The organism is Amycolatopsis sp. A1MSW2902, from assembly GCF_017312175.1.
GTDB lineage: Bacteria > Actinomycetota > Actinomycetes > Mycobacteriales > Pseudonocardiaceae > Amycolatopsis > Amycolatopsis nivea.
The window spans coordinates 1,711,076-1,728,642 of sequence record NZ_QJPO01000001.1; the positions used below are offsets into that span (position 1 = coordinate 1,711,076).

Consider the following 17,567-nt stretch of genomic DNA (forward strand, 5'->3'; position numbering starts at 1 on the left):
GCCGGGGCGTGCTTGCCACGCACTGGCGCCGCGAGCCAGCGAGATCTCACCCTGCACCGACCATGCAAGCACTGAGGCCAAGTGCGAGCCGGAGACGTCTCGCCGCGCAAAGGCATGGCGAGCACCGCGAGCGAACCCCTGCCCTTCCCCGCCGCAGTCGACCTCACCTCCCCGAACGGCGCGCATTCAGGTCTCGTCCGCGGCAATCCCGGCAAGAACCGTCATCACCTCTCAAGAACTCCCGGCCAGGTGCGCGTTGATCTTGTCCACCAACCTTTCCAGCCCGGCCCGCTCGTCCCGGTCGAGCGGGGCGAAGACCAGTTCCTCAGCCTCGGCCAGCACCGCGTCGAGGCCGGTGACCAGGTCGATTCCGGCCGGGGTCGCGTAGACGCGCTTGCGTCCTCCCTCGGTGCGACGTTCGACCAGCCCGCGGCGTTCGAGGCCCTTCAGCAGCAGCGAGACGTTCGCGGGCGTCGTGTAACTCATCTCCGCGACATCTCGCTGGATGACCCCGGGCTGCCGCTCCAGGTAGCCGAGTACCAGGGCTTGCTCGAAGGTCAGGTCGCGCGTGCGGCTCCATTCCTCGATTCGCTTGCGCTGCGCCCAGCGAATCGACCGGAAAAAGTCTCCTGACGTCGATCCCGGCTGGTTTTCCGAAGCGACAGTTAAGTGCTTAACTCCACCAGTCGACTGGACGAGCGGCAGGAAGAGGTCGTCGACGATCGACCGGATCCGGGCGGGGCGGAGCGGGGCTAGGTTCAGCAGCAGGTCGTGCCGCATCAGCTGGAAGGGCATTTCCAGCACCGCGCCGGGGAGGCGCGTCAGGTCGATCTCGCCGCGGGCGTGGGCGCGCGTGTACATGTCTCGCGAGAGCAGCCGGTCGCCGATGATCCGGTCCCGGACCTGGCCGGGGCTGGCGCCGGTGCTGGCCGACAGTCCGGAGATGGCCGCGGCGGCTGCGATGGCGAAGAATCCGGCCAGCGCTTCGCTCGCCGAGGTCAGGTACCCGAGCAGATCGCCGCGCAAGCTTCCGGTGTCGGGAACGGTGATGGGGTGGTCGTCGCGGTGCCGGCGCATCGCGGCCAGCACCAGTTCGTCTTTGTTGGCCCACCGCCGATAGAGCACGGCCTCGCTCGTGCGGGCGCGGACGGCCACCGACTCCATGGTCAGCCGCGAGTAACCGGTCTCGACCAGTTCGTCCCATCCGGCCGCGAGCAACGCGGATTCCAGCTGCTCGCCATGCCGGCGGCGCACGGTTTCAGGGGCCACTCAGCCCACGATAGAAAGGTTTGTCTTTCTTAGCAAGTTTCCCTACGCTTGCGAACAGAAGTTCTTCGGAGCCAGGGGGTTGAAAATGCCGCAAGCACACCTGTCCACGCCGGAAGTGCCGGTCCTGATCGTCGGCGCGGGCCCGACGGGGCTGACGCTGGCCTGCGAACTCGCCCGGCGCGGCGTCGCGTTCCGGCTGGTCGAAGCGTCCCCCGGCCTCCGCCCTGGCTCGCGCGCCAAGGGCCTGCAGCCGCGCAGCCTCGAGGTGTTCGACGACCTCGGCGTCATCGACCGCATCCTCGCCAACGGCCGGTCGGCGATGCCGATCCTGCTCACCGACCCCGACGGCCGGACGAGCGGCGGCCCGGCCTTCGAGGAGCGGCCCGACGTTCCGTACCCCGCCTCGGTCCTCACCCCGCAGTGGCGGGTCGAGGAAACCCTCGGCCTGCGGCTGGCCGAATTCGGCGGCACGGTCGAATTCGGCACCGCGCTCGAGAGTTTCGAGCAATCCGCCGACGCCGTGACGGCAGTGCTGCGCTCCGGCGACCAGACCGAAACCGTCCGTGCACAGTGGCTGGTCGGCTGCGACGGCGGCCGCGGCGTCGTGCGCAAACAAGCCGGAATCGCCTTCGAAGGCGAGACGGACGAGCGGATCCGGATGATCGTCGCCGACCTGGCCGTCGACGGCCTCGACCGCGACGCCTGGCACATGTGGCGCTGTGACGAAGGTTTCGTCAGCCTCTGCCCGCTGCCTTCCACCCACCTGTTCCAGTACCAAGCGCCCATCCTCGGCGACACCGGCCTCAACCTCGCCACCCTCCAAACGATCTTCGACCGGCGAAGCGGCCGCACCGACATCCGGCTGCAAGAACCGGAGTGGACGTCGGTCTGGCGCTCCAACACCCGGCTGGCCGACCGCTACCGCGAGGGCCGCGTCTTCCTCGCCGGCGACGCCGCGCACGTGCACTCCCCCGCGGGCGGCCAGGGCATGAACACCGGCATCCAAGACGCCCGCAACCTGGGCTGGAAGCTCGCCTCCGGAGTGCCGGAGCTGCTGGACACCTACGAGGCCGAACGCCGCCCGATCGCCGCCGGAGTGCTGCGGCTGTCGACCGCACGCCTGGCCGAAGCGGCCGAGCAGAAGCGCATCCCCATCCGCAGCGACCGGGACACGACCCAGCTCAGCGTCAACTACCGCGGCTCCACCCTGGCGCGCGACGACCGCGACGAGTCCGCCCAGCTCCGGGCAGGCGACCGCGCCCCCGACGCCCCCGGCCTCACCACCACGACCGGCAAATGCCGCCTGTTCGACCTCATCCGCGGCGGCCAGTTCACCCTGCTGAACTTCGGCCCCCGATTCGACTCCCCCGTCCGCACCTTCCACGTAGTCTCCGAGCCCGCCGCCGACGACGAGATCGCCGATTCCGCCGGCCACCTCGCCCGCGCGTACTTCCCGGCCGACCGCACCCTGGTCCTGCTACGCCCCGACGGCTATATCGGCCTGATCTCCGACGCGGGCGACCTCACCGCGGTCCCGGAGCACCTGCTCTAGCCTCTTCCCATGTCCGACCCCGACGAACTGGCCGCGACGCTGTACGGCGCGGTCAGCCTGATCGCCCGCAGGCTGCGCCAGAGCCAGGTCACGGCCGAACTGTCCCTGCCGGAACGCTCCGCCCTGTCCCGCCTGGACCGCGACGGCCCGGCCACCACCGCCGCACTGGCCCGCGCCGAGCAGATCACCCCGCAGGCGATGAGCTCGACCATCAGCGGCCTGTCCGTCCGCGGCTTCGTCACCCGCAGCGCCGACCCGGCGGACGGACGGCAGGTGATCGTCTCGCTGACTCCCGAGGGCAGCGAGGTGCTGCGGGCTCGGCGGGACGCCCGGATGCGCCAGTTCGCGGCTTCGCTCGGCTCGGAGTTTTCGCCGGAGGAGCTGGCGGTGCTGAAGGAGGCGGCCCCGTTGCTGGAGCGGCTGGGGCAGACATTCTGAACCGCTGTCCGTCCACTGTGGAACTCGGATGCGCATCCTCCGCTTCCTGGTATCCTGGCCGACGGACAGCAGACTCGATCAAGAGGATTTCTATCGTGGCAGGTGAAGACGACATCTCCGGGTGAGCCCGGGGCACGGGCCAGTACGGCACCGGCCCCTCGCTGATCCCTGCGCGGCCGCGAGCCGCGCGTGGAGGTTCCCGTGCCGGTCAGGCGACGTACGCCACTGGACCCACGGGCTGCGAGGCAACCCGAAAGCAAGCGCCGGGGAAGCCCAGGCGCAAGCCGGGCAGCAGGTCGCGAACGGCCCCACCCATGTCGTCCACTACCACCACCTGCAGGGGCACCTCCCTGCCGATCCACCGCGAGGCCGCACCATGTCCGATCTTCGTATCGTCCTGTCCGGGATCTCCTTCTCCTGGCCCGACGACACTCTCGTCTTCGACCAGCTCTCCGCCACGTTCCCGGCGGGCCGCACGGGGCTCGTCGCGCCCAACGGGGCCGGGAAGTCCACTCTCCTGAAGCTCATCGCCGGACAGCTCAAGCCGGCGGCGGGCAGTGTCACCGTCGACGGGGTGCTCGGGTATCTGCCGCAGGACCTGCCGCTTACGGCGGACCGCACGGTCGCTGAGGTGCTGGGCATTGACGCGATCCTGAAAGCCATCACGGCCGTCGAGGGCGGCGACGCGGCCGAGGAGCACTTCACCGCCATCGGCGCGGACTGGGACATCGAGGACCGCACCCGCGCGCAACTCGACCGGCTCGGGCTGGGCGATCTCGCGCTCGACCGGCTGCTCGGCACGCTCAGCGGCGGACAGGTCGTCTCGCTCGGCCTCGCCGCCCAACTGCTGCGCAGCCCGGACGTCCTGCTGCTCGACGAACCCACCAACAACCTCGACCACACCGCCCGCCAGCAGCTCTACGACGTGCTTTCCGACTGGTCCGGCTGCCTGCTCGTGGTCAGCCACGACCGTGCGCTGCTCGACCGGATGGACCGGATCGCCGAGCTCGGCGCGGACGAAATCCGGTTCTACGGCGGCAATTTCACCGAATACGAACAAGCCGTGCAGGCCGAACGCGAGGTCGCGGAAAAGAATATCCGCAACGCCGAGCAAGAGGTCAAACGCGAGAAACGCGAAATGCAGCAAGCCAGGGAACGCGCGGACAAACGGGCCAGCAACGCGAAGCGCAATCTGTCCAGCGCCGGTCTGCCGAAGATTTTCGCGGGCACGATGAAGCGCAACGCGCAGGAGTCCGCGGCGAGGGCGGACGGTACGCACGCGGCGCGGGTCAGCGCGGCGAAAGCCAAGCTCGACCAGGCTGAACGGTCGTTGCGAGAAGAGCAGAAGATCAGCCTGGAGCTGCCCAAAACGGCGGTTCCGGCTGGACGGACGTTGTTCGACGGCAAGCATCTTCGCGTGCGCGGGCTGTTCGCGGGCGACGGTGCGGATCTGTCCGTCCGCGGTCCGGAAAGGATCGCGCTGACCGGACCGAACGGCGTGGGCAAGTCGACGTTGCTGCGCCTCATGCAGGGCGAGCTCACCCCGGACGCGGGCGAGATCAGCCGGGTGGACGGGCGCATCGCGTATCTGTCCCAGCGGCTCGATTTGCTGGATTCCGAACGCACGGTCGCGGAGAATCTCGCTGCCGCCGCACCGGAAATGCTGCCCGCGGACCGGATGAATCTGTTGGCGCGCTTCCTGTTCCGCGGTGCGCGGGCGCATCTGCCGGTCGGGGTGCTGTCCGGCGGGGAACGGCTGCGCGCGACGCTCGCGTGCGTCCTCTTCGCCGAGCCCGCCCCGCAGCTGCTGCTGCTCGACGAGCCGACGAACAACCTCGACCTGGTCAGCGCCGGCCAGCTGGAGAGCGCGCTCAACGCCTACCAGGGCGCGTTCGTGGTGGTCAGCCACGACGAACGGTTCCTGGCCGAGATCGGCGTCGGCCGCTGGCTGCGGCTGGACGACGGGCAGCTCCGGGAAACGGCCGGGATCACGGGATGACCGCCCTGCGCGCGCACGAGATCGTGCGGGTGCTCGGGGAACGGCGCGTGCTCGACGGAGTGTCGGTCACCGCCGCCCCCGGCCGCCGGATCGGGGTGATCGGCGAGAACGGCACCGGGAAATCGACGCTGCTGAGGGTGCTCGCGGGCGTGGACGCGCCGGATCGCGGCGAGGTCGAGCGGCCGCCGGATCTGGGTTTCCTGCACCAGGAAATGCCGTTCGATCCGGACGAGACGGTCGCGGACGTCCTCGGGCAGGCCCTCGCCGCGGCCCGCGAAGTGCTGGCCGGACTCGACCGGGTCGCGGCGCGGCTCGCCGAGGAACCCGAAGACGCCGCGCTCCTGGCCGAGTACGCCGAATTGCTCGACCTGGCACAGCAACACGAGGCATGGGACGCGGACCGGCGCGCGGAGGTCGTGCTCACCGGGCTCGGGCTCGCCGACATCGACCGACAGCGCACGCTCGGCTCGCTTTCCGGCGGTCAGCGCGGCCGGCTCGCGCTGGCGGACCTGCTGGTGCGCCGTCCGTCGGCGGTGCTGCTCGACGAACCGACCAACCACCTCGACGCCGAAGCCGCCGCGTTTCTCGAGGCCCAGCTGCGCGAACTGCCCGGCACGGTGGTGTTCGCCAGTCACGACCGGGCGTTCCTCGACGCGGTGTGCACCGACATCCTCGACCTCGACCCGGCTCCGGACGGCCCGGTGCGCCACGGCGGCACCTACACCGAGTACCTCGGCTGGAAACGCGCCGAACGCGAGCGCTGGGAACGGCAGTACCTCGAGGAGCAGGAAGAACTGGAGGAACTGCGCGACGCGCTCGGAGTCACCGCGCATCGGGTCGCGCCGGGCCGGCTCGCGCCGGACAACGAGAAAATGGGCCTCGGCCGCCGGTCCGGCCGGGTGCAGAACCAAATCTCGCGCCGGGTCCGGGCCACCACGCGACGGCTGGACGAGCGGGAACGCGCCCAGCTTCCCGCCCCACCGCCGCCGCTCCGGTTCCGCCCGCGCGCGCTGGCGGCCGAGAATCCGCAAGAAACCCTTGTCACGCTGGACAATGTGCACCTGCCGGAGAGGCTTTCCGTATCCCGCCTGGAGATCCGGCCGGACACCCGGCTTCTGGTCACCGGCCCGAACGGCGCGGGGAAGTCAACGCTGCTTCTGCTGCTCGCCGGAGAACTCGATGCGGAAGGCGTCACCCGCGAACCCGGCATAACCACCGGAATCCTCAGCCAGGACACCACTTTCGTCCGGCCACAACGGACCGCCCGCGCCACGTACCTCGCAAAGCTAGGCCCGGAACGCGTCGCGGAAGTCCCGCTGAACTCGTTGGGATTGCTGACACATCGCGAAGCTTCCCGCCCGGTCGGAGAACTGTCCGTCGGGCAGCGCCGCCGCCTCGCGCTCGCGCTGCTCATCGCCGACCCGCCGCACCTGCTGCTGCTCGACGAGCCGACCAACCATCTGTCCCCCACGCTGTGCGACGAACTGGAGGACGCCCTCGGCACCAGCCCGGGCGCGATCGTCGCCGCCACGCACGACCGGCGGCTGCGCGAAAACTGGACCGGGCACGTCCTCCGCATCGGACCCGACCACCGCGCCGCGCCGTTAGAGTGATCCGCGCCGGAAGGCCCGGGCACCGACCACCCCGCGGAACATCCGCCCGCGAAGGGAACGACCGATGATGCACGACGCCCTGCGCCGCCACGTCGAGTCCGGGTTCATCCCCGGCGCGGTAGCCCTCGTCGCGCGCGGCGACGACGTGCAGGTCACCGCGATGGGACACCTCGACGTCGAGCGCACCGCGCCGATGGCTCGCGACTCCATCTTCCGGTTCGCCTCCATCACCAAGCCGATCACCGCGGCGGCCGTGCTGATGCTGGTCGAGGACGGCCGGTTCGGCCTGGACACCCCGATCGCCGAATGGCTGCCCGAACTCGCCGCCCCGATGGTCGTCCGGACGCCGCGAAGCCCGGTCGACGACGTCGTGCCCGCCGAACGGCAGATCACCGTCCGCGACCTGCTGACCTTCCGCGCCGGTTACGGCTTCCCGTCGGACTTCTCGCTCCCGCAGGTCCAGGAGCTGCGAACGGTGCAGACCGATGGCCGCGAGGTCCGGCTGCGCCCGGAACCCGACGAGTGGCTCGCCCGGCTGGCCCGCATCCCGCTGCTGCACCAGCCCGGCGCGGCCTGGCTGTACGACACCTGCGCCGACCTGCAAGGCATCCTGATCGCCCGCGCGTCCGGCCAGTCGCTGCCGGACTTCCTCGCCGAGCGGGTATTCGAGCCGCTCGGCATGGCCGACACCGCGTTCGAGGTCCCCACCGCCAAACGGGACCGGTTCGCCAGCTACTACCGCTCGGGAGAGAACGGCCTCGAACTGGCCGACGCGCCGGACGGCCAGTGGCGCGAGGTGCCGCCGTTCCCGGCCGGCTCCGGCGGACTCGCCGGGACCGCGGACGATTGGCACCGCTTTGCCCGGATGCTCCTTTCCGGGGGAAACGGCCTGCTGTCGAAGGAATCCGTCCGGCAGATGACGGCCAACCAGCTGACCGCGGAACAGATCGCGGCCAACCCGCTCTTCCTCGAAGGCCAGGGCTGGGGCTTCGGCGGCGCGGTCGACGTCGCGCCGACGCGGCCGTGGCAGGTCCCGGGCCGCTACGGCTGGGTCGGCGGCACCGGAACCAGCGCTTACCTGACGCCGTCGACGAGTTCGGTGGCGATCCTGCTCACCCAGCGCGGGGTGGACGGACCCGGTGGCATACCGCACATGCAGGACTTTTGGCAGGCAAATAGCCTCTGACCTGCATAACAGCCCCTAAATTGACGGCTCTGTGCAGCGCAGGCCGTCAGGCTGCCAGCGGAGGTTCTTCCGCGTCAGGACGACGGTTGAACAGGTTGTTCACGGCTGCTCATGCCCGGTCGTGACTCGACGCCATCAAGTGCGTGTAGGTATTGAGTGTGAACCCTTCGTCGTGGTGGCCGAGGTAGGCCGCGAACTCCTTGATGCTCGCTCCCCGGGCCAACATCGCCGAAGCGATCAGATGCCGGAGCGCGTGCATACCGTCCTGGCGTTCCCCGTAGGTCAAGCCAACCCCAGCTATCCGCCTGCTTCAACAGGCCGAGAGCTACGTACCGGGCACTATCGCACCTGCCACACGGGCGTGGTCGCAGGCCGGGAGGCCGAAGAGTTAAGCCGCCTGGGAAATGAAACGGAGGCCATGCGCACACTCGAACGTGCATTTACGGCTTTTGATTTCGCACACCCATGCACAGAGCGGCTTTGAACAACGGTCTCGACTTACCTATGACTCTAGCATCGCGACGCTCCAGCTATCTAGCCTCGACGGACCCGACTGCGCTGCGCATTCGCGCGAATGATTACGACAGGGCGCAAGCGCCGGTGGATGGCGCGATTGATTCCACCATCCGCTCTGAAAGCAGTTTGTCGCTGCAGAGTCTGCTCGCCCTCTCGTCGAAGCCGACGGCAGCGAAGGTGAGCAGCTCGGGAAATTCGATCCGCGATTAGGTCCGGTCCGGCTTACATTGATAGCCAACTACTCCGGCCGAGTTTCGAAAGTCAGCCCTGCAAGGTATTCCGCACTGCCCGCCTCAATCGGTTTCGCTACAATGTCGGGAACATCGTAGTGATGGCTCTCTTTAATAGCTACGCGACACTGTGCCCTTCTTCGGTTCAACGGTCCCTTTCGAACTTAGCCGCAGAACTCGGCGTGACCGGCTTGGAGCAACCGGGTTCGCGCCAGGAGACGTGCCGGTGCGGTCAGCCGAGGGCGTTGAGGGTGAGGTTGAGCGCGTCCACCAGGTTCCGGTGACTGCCGGGGCACATGGTCGCTTCTTCGCTGCCGTTGTTGCCGGTGCTGGTGAAGGCGAGGATGCGGCCGTTTCGGGTGAGGTCGTAGACGGTGAGCGGGGTACTGCGGATACGGTTGGCGCCCCGCTGAATGGCGGCGTAGAGCTTGTGCACGCCTGCGCGTTCGGCCCGGGTCAGGTGGCGGATCTGGTCGGCTTGACCAGAGTCTTCCGAAAGCGGGTCAGCGTTGCTGCCGTCGAGGTAGGACATCGGCACCCGCAGTCGACTGATCCTGGCCGGCGCGTAGTCGGGCAGGGTGCCGACCAGGCTCGTCGCCAATTCGCGCACCGGGATCGGGTCGAGCTGGATGGAGCGATGGTCAGTAATCAGCCGGACGGCGCTATCGCCTGAGGAAGCGACGAAAACCGCGCCGTTGTCGTCGGGACGGTGGACGAACGCGGTCCAGGCGTACAACTCCTTCTCTGGTGCGGCGAGCAGTTCCAGCGTGGCCCGGAACGACGGAGTCAGCCGTCCGTCCGGTGTGGCCAGCCGTAATGCCTCGAACCGGGATAGCGTGCGCTGCTCCAGCTCGCGGGCGAAGTCCGCGGGCGTGTAGGTGGTGTCCGGATCGATCACGGCGGGGAGCGTGCCCCCGCTGAGGTGGCTCCAGGCAACGAAGAACGCCGACCGCGGGATGCGCACCGGCTTGTCGAGGATCGTCATCGGCGTGTTTCAGCCGCCAATGGTCGGAGGAGTCGGCGGGAGTCCGGTGCGGAAGTCACGCAACCGGCCGTCCTCGTCGTCGGTGATGTCGAACGCGGAATCGTCTTCCAGCCCGTACTTGCGCTGGTGCTCCTTGTCCTCTTCGCCCTTGCCCTTGCCGCCCCCGGCACCCATGCCGCCCATTCCGGCCGATCCTTTGGCCCCGGCCGCGCCCCGAATCCCGGTGCCGGCTGCGGATGAGGTTCTCCCCGCCGCGCCCTCGGCCGCACCACCGGTACCTGATCCGGTGCCCAGCCGACCTGCGGCGCTTCCCCCTCGACCACTGGAACCGCCGGTCTCGGAGGCTCCACCGCTCCCGGAGAATCCGCCGGTCGGACCGAATCCGCCAGCCAGCCCCGGCGTCCACGAGCTCCCGCCGCCGGTGCCGCCGCCCGGGATCGAGGGCGAGGGAACCCAGCCCGAGCCCGGACCGGTGGTCCGAGTGGCGTCCGGCGGCGTCCACCCTGCTGCCGTCGTGCCGTCGCCCGGCCCAGTCCCCACCGGATGGCTCGGCGGCTGGTAGGTCGGCAGGTGGCTGCCCGAACCTGATGGAGGAGGGATGCTGCCGGGGTAGCTCGGGGTGAACGTGCTCGACGGCCCGCCGGTCTCCGAAGGCCCGCCCGTGCGCGACGGCCCGAACCCTGATCGGGAGCGGTTGTCGGGCCCGTGCCCGTCGTCCGGACCGCCCGTCTTGTGTTTGTCGGGCTCGGATACGGTCACGTCGCCGTCGAACCCGCTCAACTGGCCGTAGTCGGTCTTGAGCCCTTGCCCGCTGGTCTGGGCGTGCTGGGTGTAGCCGTGGTACTTGTCGAGGTTGTCCTGAGCCGTCTTGTTGTACTGGTTGATCTGGTCCTCGGTGTCGGTGTTCCACCAGGTCGCCTCGTCCCAGAGGTTCTTGTGCGGCGGAGCACCCGGCATCGGCTGCAGGCTCTGCTTCATGGAGTCGAACCCGTGCGCGAGATCGGTCAGGTTCTGCCCATTGCCGGTGTAGGTCTGCGCGGCGGTCGTGGTGGCGTCGGCGAACGGTTTGATCCGCGCCTGCGCCGCGTCCGCACCGCCCCCGGTCCACGCAGACTCCAGCCCCGCGCTCAACTGCTGCACCCGAGAGCTCGTTTCATCGTGCCGACCGGCGAGTTCGCCTGCCTGCCCGGCGCCCTGGTGCCAGCTCTGGGCACCCTGGCTGGCGAGGATCTTCGCCACCAGTTCCGGTGCCGGAACGGCCTGGTCGCCGAGGTTTCCGTGGTAGAGATCGTCGAACCAGTGCCCCACGTCGCTGGCCCGGTCGCCGACCCAGTCGGCCGCGTCTTCCAGCGCGCCGCCCACTGCCTTCGCCGCGTCGCCGAGCACCTCGAAAAACCCCATCACGCACCCGCCTTGCGCTTCAGGTTCGAGACCACCATGTCCGCCACGCGCGCCGACAGCTCACAAGGATCAGCCCCGCCGGCTCTCTTGGCATCGCTGGGAGTAAGGGACGCGTCAACGGTCGATTCGTCCGAGATGCCCACGCTCACCTGACAGAAGCCGGTATCGGTGCCGGAGTCGAATGTCGAATGGGCGACCGCGGGAAATCCCTGGACGGGCGGCAGCACCCGCCACACCTTGGACTGGGGTTTCGTGCCCCGGTACACCGCACTGAGCCCCTGGTGGGTCTGCGTCCCGTAATAGATGGTCAGCCCGGACCCGGAATCGACGTTGCTCCATCGGCACTCAGCACCGATGCCGGACAGGGTATCCGGTTTGCCCTGGAGCACCATTCCGAAGATCTGGGTCAGCTGGTCAGAGGTGAGCGCATCTTGACAAGGCTGCCCGGAGAGCACCGACTCGGGCAACGGGTGCTCGACCTTCGGCGCGCCGCTATGCGGCAGGCCCGTGGCAGTGGATGACGACGCAGCTGGCGAGCTGGCCGGCGGAGGCGTCGCTGAGCCCCCGGAGCATCCCGCGGCAACCGACACGACCGCAGCCGCGCCGAGGACAGTCGTGAGCATGCGGCGTGTCATCCCGCGAACCCCCCGCCCTGCTTGCCCGCGTTCTTCACGTCGGCCGCGGCCTGCTCATCCGACGACTCGGTGATCCCGAGCGCCTTCTCCAGCCGCTTCACCAGCTCGTCGGCATAGGCATACTCCCGCTCGACCTGCTCCTTGCCCGTGACGAGCACGCCCTTCGGTTCGCCACTGTTGACCAGGAGCTTGTTGTATGCGTTGCTGGTCGGCTCGTCCGCCGGGGACGTCAGCCGAGTCAGCGCATCCGCTTTGGGCCGCATCTCGTCGAAGTCGGCGCGGACGGTTTTGGCCAGGTTGAGCATGGCCGCTGCGTCGTCGCGGCTCATCGTGAATCCCTGGCCGCTGGGCGCACCGCCGCCCATCGCGGCACCGGCCGCGTCCCCAGCGCTGAACGCATCGCCGATATTGAAGTACAGCCCGTCGAGCCACCCCGGTTGCTGTCCAGGTTGCGACACTGCGCCCACCCCTCGTATGACCTGCGCCCGCCCAAGGACAGTTCTCCGATCCATGGGCAACTTGCCTAGAATCAGCGTAGTGGACCCGTCACGCAGGGGTGACCGGTTCACCGAAAAAGGGCGTGCGTCACTCGGGAGACGGGTCCCTGGGCAGCAACTCGGCGTGGCGGCGCGTCAGGGCCTCGTACTCGACCACGCACGGGAATTGTCCGGACCACCAACCGCCAGCATCTCGTCATGCGCGAGTCCCTGCGCGGCCAGCACGTCAGCCGCCTGGCCCATCGTCTGCCGGAGCCACACCGCCTTCTCTCGCATATCGGCCGGATACGGCGCGCCGCACTCGATTTCCGCGCCGTCGCCGGTATCGCTCGGTCGGCCCAGTTCTCCACGCTAACGCCTGCCGAAACGGCGGGGCGCGTAGAACGTCGACCATCACCGGACAGAACAGTCCAGCATCGCAGCCCTCAGACGACGGCGCGATCAAACTCAGCACGCCAGACCAGGAAACCGTCACCGTCCGAGCCCACGACGAAGAACGGACCCCGCTGCGTTGTCCTCGGCGCTGGACGAAGCCCTCGCGCGTGAGTCCGCTACCGTCGTTGTCGATCTCACCAAGGTCAGCTACTTCAGCATGGAATCCGCCTGGGCCCTGCTCAGCAAAGCCGCCGCAGCCACCAAGTCCCGACTGGTGCTGCCCCCGCGGTCGCCATCAAACTGACCACGCTGGGTCTGAGCGACGCGCTCAAGGACGGCCTGCATCCGCGCTACCGGCACGGCTGACAGGCCACGATCCGCGACCCTTCGCCCTGTTGTTGCAGGGTCAAGCGCCCGAACTGGGAACCGGCCGCGGGGTGTGGGGTGTCGTCGGTCAGCGCGTCGAACGTCAGACGGCACGCGTCCACCAAACGAAGCACGCCGAGGAAACCGCGTCCGGCGTCGGATAGGCGATTTTCTCAACCAGAAAGGTCACCATGCTGCCCGGCGTGCGGGGCAGAATCCGCGCCACCGAGGTCTGATGCTGCTGGTCCAAGGCGGCTTGTTCCTGCCGTTTCTGCTCAGCCGCGGAGACCCAACATGACCGCCCCGCCCGCGACCAGGGTTTGCTCGCGCCGTTCCCGCAGCCTCAACACCGCCGCAACCGCCACCGCCGCCCCCAGCGTCAGCGCCGATACTGCCCACAGCACCGGCCACCGCAACCCCCGCGAAACCCGTGCTCACCGCTTCTCACGAGCCGCTGAGCGCTCCCCGTGCGCCGCAATGCGACCGAAAAACGTTCCTCCGCCCATACCGACCACACGGCGCCGAATGGCCCATTGGATCAACCGGACAACCCACCTACGGAAGCGGCGGAATGACGAACGGCGACCAGCCGCGAGTAGGCCGCACTGTCGCTCCGCAAAGGGAAGAAGTCCTCATCTTGAGCCCTCGCAGTGACCGGGCGACCCGCAACTCCCACGCCGTCACAGGTACGGATCAGCCCGGACCCGACCAGACCGAACCGGACTAAAACCGCAGGTCAGACCGCTAATTCTGCAGCAACGCCCTGGCCAGCGCCTTGAAGTGCCAAAAGCAGGACTTTTGGCAGGAGGCCGCCGCGCCGGAGTGATCCGCGGCGGGGCGGGCACGGTACTGTGGCCCGCGGGCACGAGGCAACGCGACGAGGGGGTCAGACGTGGGCATCTTCGACAAGATCCGCGGCGAGTTCATCGACATCATCGAGTGGACCGACGACAGCCGGGACACCATCGTGTGGCGCTTCCCGCGCTACGACAACGAGATCAAGATGGGCGCCAAGCTCACCGTGCGCGAATCGCAGGCCGCGGTGTTCGTCAACGAGGGCCAGGTCGCCGACGCCTATCCGCCGGGCATGTACACGCTGCAGACGCAGAACATGCCGATCATGTCCACCCTCAAGGGCTGGAAGTACGGCTTCAACTCGCCGTTCAAGGCCGAGGTGTACTTCGTCAACACCCGGCAGTTCACCGACCTCAAATGGGGCACGCAGAACCCGGTCATCCTGCGCGACGCCGAGTTCGGCATGGTCCGGCTGCGCGCGTTCGGCGGCTACGCGGTCCGCGTGGTCGAGCCGGTCGCGCTGCTGAAGGAACTGGCGGGCACCGACCCGCAGTTCCGCACCGAAGAGGTGTCGGACTACCTGCGCAGCATGGTCATCAGCAAGCTCGGGCCCGCGATCGCCGCGGCACAGGTGCCGATGCTCGACCTGGTCACCCAGCAGGACCAGATCGCGGGCAAGATCGCGAACGCGCTGAACCTCGAACTGCGCGAGGTCGGCATCGAGATCTCGAAGTTCATGATCGAGAACATCTCGGTCCCGCCCGAGGTCGAGGCCGCGATGGACAAGCGGACCCAGATGGGCGTGGTCGGCGACCTCGACCAGTACACGAAGTTCCAGTCCGCGAACGCGATCGAGGCAGCGGCGAACAACCAGGGCGGCGCGGGCGAGGGGCTGGGCATCGGCCTCGGCATGGCGCTCGGCCAGCGCGCGGCCGGACCGCAGCAGCAGCCCGCCCCGCAGCAGTACCAGCAACAGGCTCCCCAGCAGTACCAGCAGGCCCCGCAGCAGCCGCAGTACCAGCAGCAGGCCCCGCCGCAGATGCCGCCGCCGCTGCCGCAGAGCGAGCAGTGGTTCGTCGGCGCGAACGGCCAGCAGCTCGGCCCGTTCGACCGCGCGGGCCTCGGCCAGCAGATCTCCTCGGGCACGCTCGCCCGGGACACCCTGGTGTGGAAGGCAGGCATGGCGCAGTGGACCCCGGCCGCGCAGGTGCCGGAGGTGTCGGCGCTGTTCGGCGCGGCCCCGCCGCCGCTGCCGCCGTCCTGAGCCGCGCCGACCTTCTGGGGGACCCATGACTGACCCGCGCTTCCAGCAGGAAGGCGTGGCCAACACGACCTATCCGTGCGGCGGTTGCGGCGCGCGGCTGGAGTTCGCTCCGGGCACGACCGCGATGCAGTGCCCGTACTGCGGGTTCCGGCAGGAGATCGCCGCCGGGGAGCGGCAGATCCGCGAGATCCCGTTCGCCGAGCTGGCGAACCTCGCGCGCAAGCCCGTCGGGTCGATCGGCAAGTACGTCTTCGTGTGCCAGCGGTGCGCGGCGCGGACGGAAACCAACGAGACCGCCAGCATGTGCCAGTTCTGCGGCGCGCCGCTGGTGATCGACCCGGGTGCGTCCGGGCAGCTGGTGCCCGAAGGCGTGCTGCCGTTCGCGTTCGACCGGCCCGCGGTGAGCACGCATCTGAAGAAGTGGACGTCTTCGCGCTGGTTCGCGCCGACCGCGCTGAAGAAGGTCACCACTGCGGAGTCCACGAAGAGCACGTACATCCCGCACTGGACGTACGACTCGCAGACCGTGTCCGTGTACACCGGCGCGCGCGGCGAGTACTACTACGTCACCGAGACCTACTACGACAACGGCGAGCGCAAGACGCGCCAGGTGCGGCATACCCGCTGGTACCCGGCGCGCGGGCAGGTCGCGCGGAACTTCGACGACGTCCTGGTGCCGGCGAGCACCCAGCTGCCGCTGCCGGAGCTGGACAAGCTCGCGCCGTGGCCGCTGCTCGATTCCGCGCCGTACCAGCCGCAGTTCCTCTCCGGGCACTTCGCGCTGCGGTACGACGTCGAACCGGAGAACGGCTTCGAAGAGGCGAAGAACCGGATGGCTCCGATCATCGCCGACGACTGCAAGTACGACATCGGCGGCGACACGCAGCGGCTGAACTCGGTCGACACGCAGCACAACAACGTCACCTTCAAGCTGATGCTGCTGCCGGTGTGGGTCGCGACCTATGTGTACGCCGGAAAGAACTGGCAGATCCTCGTGAACGGCCGCACCGGCGAGATCCACGGGCAGCGTCCGTGGAGCAAGGTGAAGATCGCCATCGCGGCGGTGCTCGCGCTGATCGTGATCGCGGCGATCGTCTACTTGATCGCGACAAAGGGCCACAGCACCGGCACCACGCACCATTCCGTTACGCACCACTGAGTTCTCGAAGGAAGTGATGTGCCGTGCTGATGGGCATGGTTCTCGGCGACCGCCGCTCCCGCGTTTCGCGGGAGCACGCGGGTTCGCCGCTGTCTTGACCGGCGGGAATCCTCGCCTGCTCTCTGCGAAGCGTCGACGGCTGACTGGCCCTTCGACCCTTCCCGGGAGCATTCATGTCCACCGTCACGTGGACCGAAAACGAAACCACCCGCACCGCCCGCTGGCATTCCGGAAACGGAACTCCGCCGCCGGGCCGCATTGTCGTCGTCGATGACCGGCTGACCGCTGCCGCCGCGCTGCGTTTCGCGCGCGCTGGCACGGGAATGCTGTGGCGCGGCGATTTCCCCAACGCACGACAGCTCGTGCGCGCCATGGACCGGCGGCTCCCGCAGCGCGCGGGATCTTTCGCCGAGGTGCGCGCCGCTCGGGCAGAACGCGCAGCGCTGCTCGGAAAAGTCCTGGTCTCCGTGGAAACCGACCATTCGCTTCAGCTCCGTCGGGCCCCCGCCATCCAAGCCGCCTGCGAGCACGCGTTCGGCGGTTTACCGGGCACGCTGCTTTCGTTGCGTGAACTGCTCGGCGCCCTGAGCGCTTATCAATGGCACCAGAAAGGCATCCATATCAACGCATTAGGCGCGCGGTTGTATCCGTCGTACAGCGTGTTCGCGCCGACACGGAGCGAATACCTCGACCTCGTCGCACAGGAGCCGTTGCCGGGCAAGGGGTCTCCGGTCGTCTTCGATCTCGGCACCGGTACCGGCGTGCTCGCCGCCATCCTCGCCCGGCGGGGTGCCGCCGAAGTGGTCGCGACCGACCTCAACCCGCGCGCCGTGCGCTGCGCTGAGGACAACCTGCGCCGACTCGGCCTGTCCGATCGGGTCCAGGTCCTCGAAACCGACCTGTGGCCCTCCGACCGGCGCGCTGACCTGGTCGTCTGCAATCCGCCCTGGCTGCCCGGAAACCCGGCCTCGGCGCTGGAACTCGGGATCTACGACGCCTCGTCCGCCATGCTGCACCGGTTTCTCGACGGTCTGCCCGAGCATCTGACGCCGCGCGGGGAAGGCTGGCTGATCCTGTCGGACCTCGCCGAACACCTCGGTCTGCGGACGCGTGCCGAACTGCTCGACCGGATCTCCGCCGCTGGTCTCAAGGTCGTGGGACGCCGCGAAACCACGCCACGGCACCGACGCGCCACGGACAGTGCCGATCCGCTGCACGCGGCACGTTCCCGGGAACGCACGATCCTGTGGCGGTTGACCATGTCCAGAGCGTGACCCGGCGTTTCCA

17 protein-coding genes are annotated in these 17,567 nt (G+C 68.7%); 8 read left to right on the top strand and 9 right to left on the bottom strand.

Annotation, left to right across the window (positions count from 1 at the left end; translation table 11 throughout):
- Positions 1-231: 231 nt before the first annotated feature.
- Positions 232-1,269, bottom strand: coding sequence for a TetR/AcrR family transcriptional regulator C-terminal ligand-binding domain-containing protein (locus tag DMP23_RS07925; RefSeq protein WP_337820621.1), 1,038 nt, complete (start codon positions 1,267-1,269; stop codon positions 232-234).
- Between the two features lie 85 nt (positions 1,270-1,354).
- On the opposite strand from DMP23_RS07925, the gene DMP23_RS07930 reads away from it, so the two are divergent.
- The 5 genes from DMP23_RS07930 (at position 1,355) to DMP23_RS07950 (ending at position 8,057) form a co-directional block, all read left to right on the top strand.
- Positions 1,355-2,821 (top strand): FAD-dependent oxidoreductase, encoded by a 1,467-nt coding sequence (locus tag DMP23_RS07930; RefSeq protein WP_337820622.1) that lies wholly within the window; start codon positions 1,355-1,357, stop codon positions 2,819-2,821.
- Between the two features lie 9 nt (positions 2,822-2,830).
- Complete coding sequence (locus DMP23_RS07935; RefSeq protein WP_037810484.1) at positions 2,831-3,259, top strand: MarR family winged helix-turn-helix transcriptional regulator; 429 nt, start codon at positions 2,831-2,833, stop codon at positions 3,257-3,259.
- Positions 3,260-3,635: 376 nt separating this feature from the next.
- Positions 3,636-5,258, top strand: a complete 1,623-nt coding sequence (gene abc-f, locus DMP23_RS07940; RefSeq protein ID WP_337820623.1) for a ribosomal protection-like ABC-F family protein — start codon at positions 3,636-3,638, stop codon at positions 5,256-5,258.
- On the top strand, positions 5,255-6,871 hold the full coding sequence (locus tag DMP23_RS07945; RefSeq protein ID WP_337820624.1) for an ABC-F family ATP-binding cassette domain-containing protein: 1,617 nt from the start codon (positions 5,255-5,257) through the stop codon (positions 6,869-6,871). The genes abc-f and DMP23_RS07945 overlap by 4 nt, the downstream gene beginning before the upstream one ends.
- A 64-nt stretch (positions 6,872-6,935) precedes the next feature.
- Complete coding sequence (locus DMP23_RS07950; RefSeq protein WP_337820625.1) at positions 6,936-8,057, top strand: serine hydrolase domain-containing protein; 1,122 nt, start codon at positions 6,936-6,938, stop codon at positions 8,055-8,057.
- Between the two features lie 109 nt (positions 8,058-8,166).
- On the opposite strand, the gene DMP23_RS07955 is transcribed toward DMP23_RS07950, so the two are convergent.
- The 8 genes from DMP23_RS07955 to DMP23_RS07990 form a co-directional block, all read right to left on the bottom strand.
- Positions 8,167-8,343 (bottom strand): tyrosine-type recombinase/integrase, encoded by a 177-nt coding sequence (locus DMP23_RS07955; protein ID WP_336159251.1) that lies wholly within the window; start codon positions 8,341-8,343, stop codon positions 8,167-8,169.
- A 468-nt stretch (positions 8,344-8,811) separates the two neighbouring features.
- A complete protein-coding gene (gene cutA / locus DMP23_RS07960) occupies positions 8,812-8,952 on the bottom strand; it encodes a divalent cation tolerance protein CutA (RefSeq protein WP_134728919.1) in 141 nt (46 codons plus the stop codon).
- A gap of 83 nt (positions 8,953-9,035) precedes the next feature.
- Positions 9,036-9,788 (bottom strand): ESX secretion-associated protein EspG, encoded by a 753-nt coding sequence (locus DMP23_RS07965; RefSeq protein ID WP_134664989.1) that lies wholly within the window; start codon positions 9,786-9,788, stop codon positions 9,036-9,038.
- Between the two features lie 9 nt (positions 9,789-9,797).
- On the bottom strand, positions 9,798-11,189 hold the full coding sequence (locus tag DMP23_RS07970) for a hypothetical protein (protein ID WP_337820626.1): 1,392 nt from the start codon (positions 11,187-11,189) through the stop codon (positions 9,798-9,800).
- Entirely contained in the window at positions 11,189-11,812 is a 624-nt protein-coding gene (locus tag DMP23_RS07975; RefSeq protein ID WP_337820627.1) for a DUF3558 domain-containing protein, read from the bottom strand. Before DMP23_RS07975 ends, DMP23_RS07970 begins: the two co-directional genes overlap by 1 nt.
- 8 nt (positions 11,813-11,820) lie before the next feature.
- The gene (locus tag DMP23_RS07980; protein ID WP_337820628.1) at positions 11,821-12,282 is read right to left on the bottom strand and encodes a hypothetical protein; all 462 of its coding nucleotides are present in this window, start codon (positions 12,280-12,282) and stop codon (positions 11,821-11,823) included.
- 174 nt (positions 12,283-12,456) lie between these two features.
- Positions 12,457-12,597 carry a hypothetical protein gene (locus tag DMP23_RS07985; protein ID WP_337820629.1) on the bottom strand — a complete coding sequence of 47 codons (141 nt, stop codon included), beginning with the start codon at positions 12,595-12,597 and terminating at the stop codon, positions 12,457-12,459.
- A gap of 568 nt (positions 12,598-13,165) precedes the next feature.
- Positions 13,166-13,312, bottom strand: a complete 147-nt coding sequence (locus tag DMP23_RS07990; protein WP_337820630.1) for a hypothetical protein — start codon at positions 13,310-13,312, stop codon at positions 13,166-13,168.
- A 642-nt stretch (positions 13,313-13,954) separates the two neighbouring features.
- On the opposite strand from DMP23_RS07990, the gene DMP23_RS07995 reads away from it, so the two are divergent.
- The 3 genes from DMP23_RS07995 to DMP23_RS08005 all read left to right on the top strand — a co-directional run bounded on the left by DMP23_RS07995 (position 13,955) and on the right by DMP23_RS08005 (position 17,554).
- Entirely contained in the window at positions 13,955-15,121 is a 1,167-nt protein-coding gene (locus DMP23_RS07995; protein WP_037810494.1) for an SPFH domain-containing protein, read from the top strand.
- A 25-nt stretch (positions 15,122-15,146) separates the two neighbouring features.
- Complete coding sequence (locus DMP23_RS08000) at positions 15,147-16,280, top strand: hypothetical protein (protein ID WP_337820631.1); 1,134 nt, start codon at positions 15,147-15,149, stop codon at positions 16,278-16,280.
- A gap of 173 nt (positions 16,281-16,453) precedes the next feature.
- Positions 16,454-17,554, top strand: coding sequence for a class I SAM-dependent methyltransferase (locus DMP23_RS08005; RefSeq protein ID WP_337820632.1), 1,101 nt, complete (start codon positions 16,454-16,456; stop codon positions 17,552-17,554).
- The last annotated feature ends 13 nt before the right edge of the window (positions 17,555-17,567 follow it).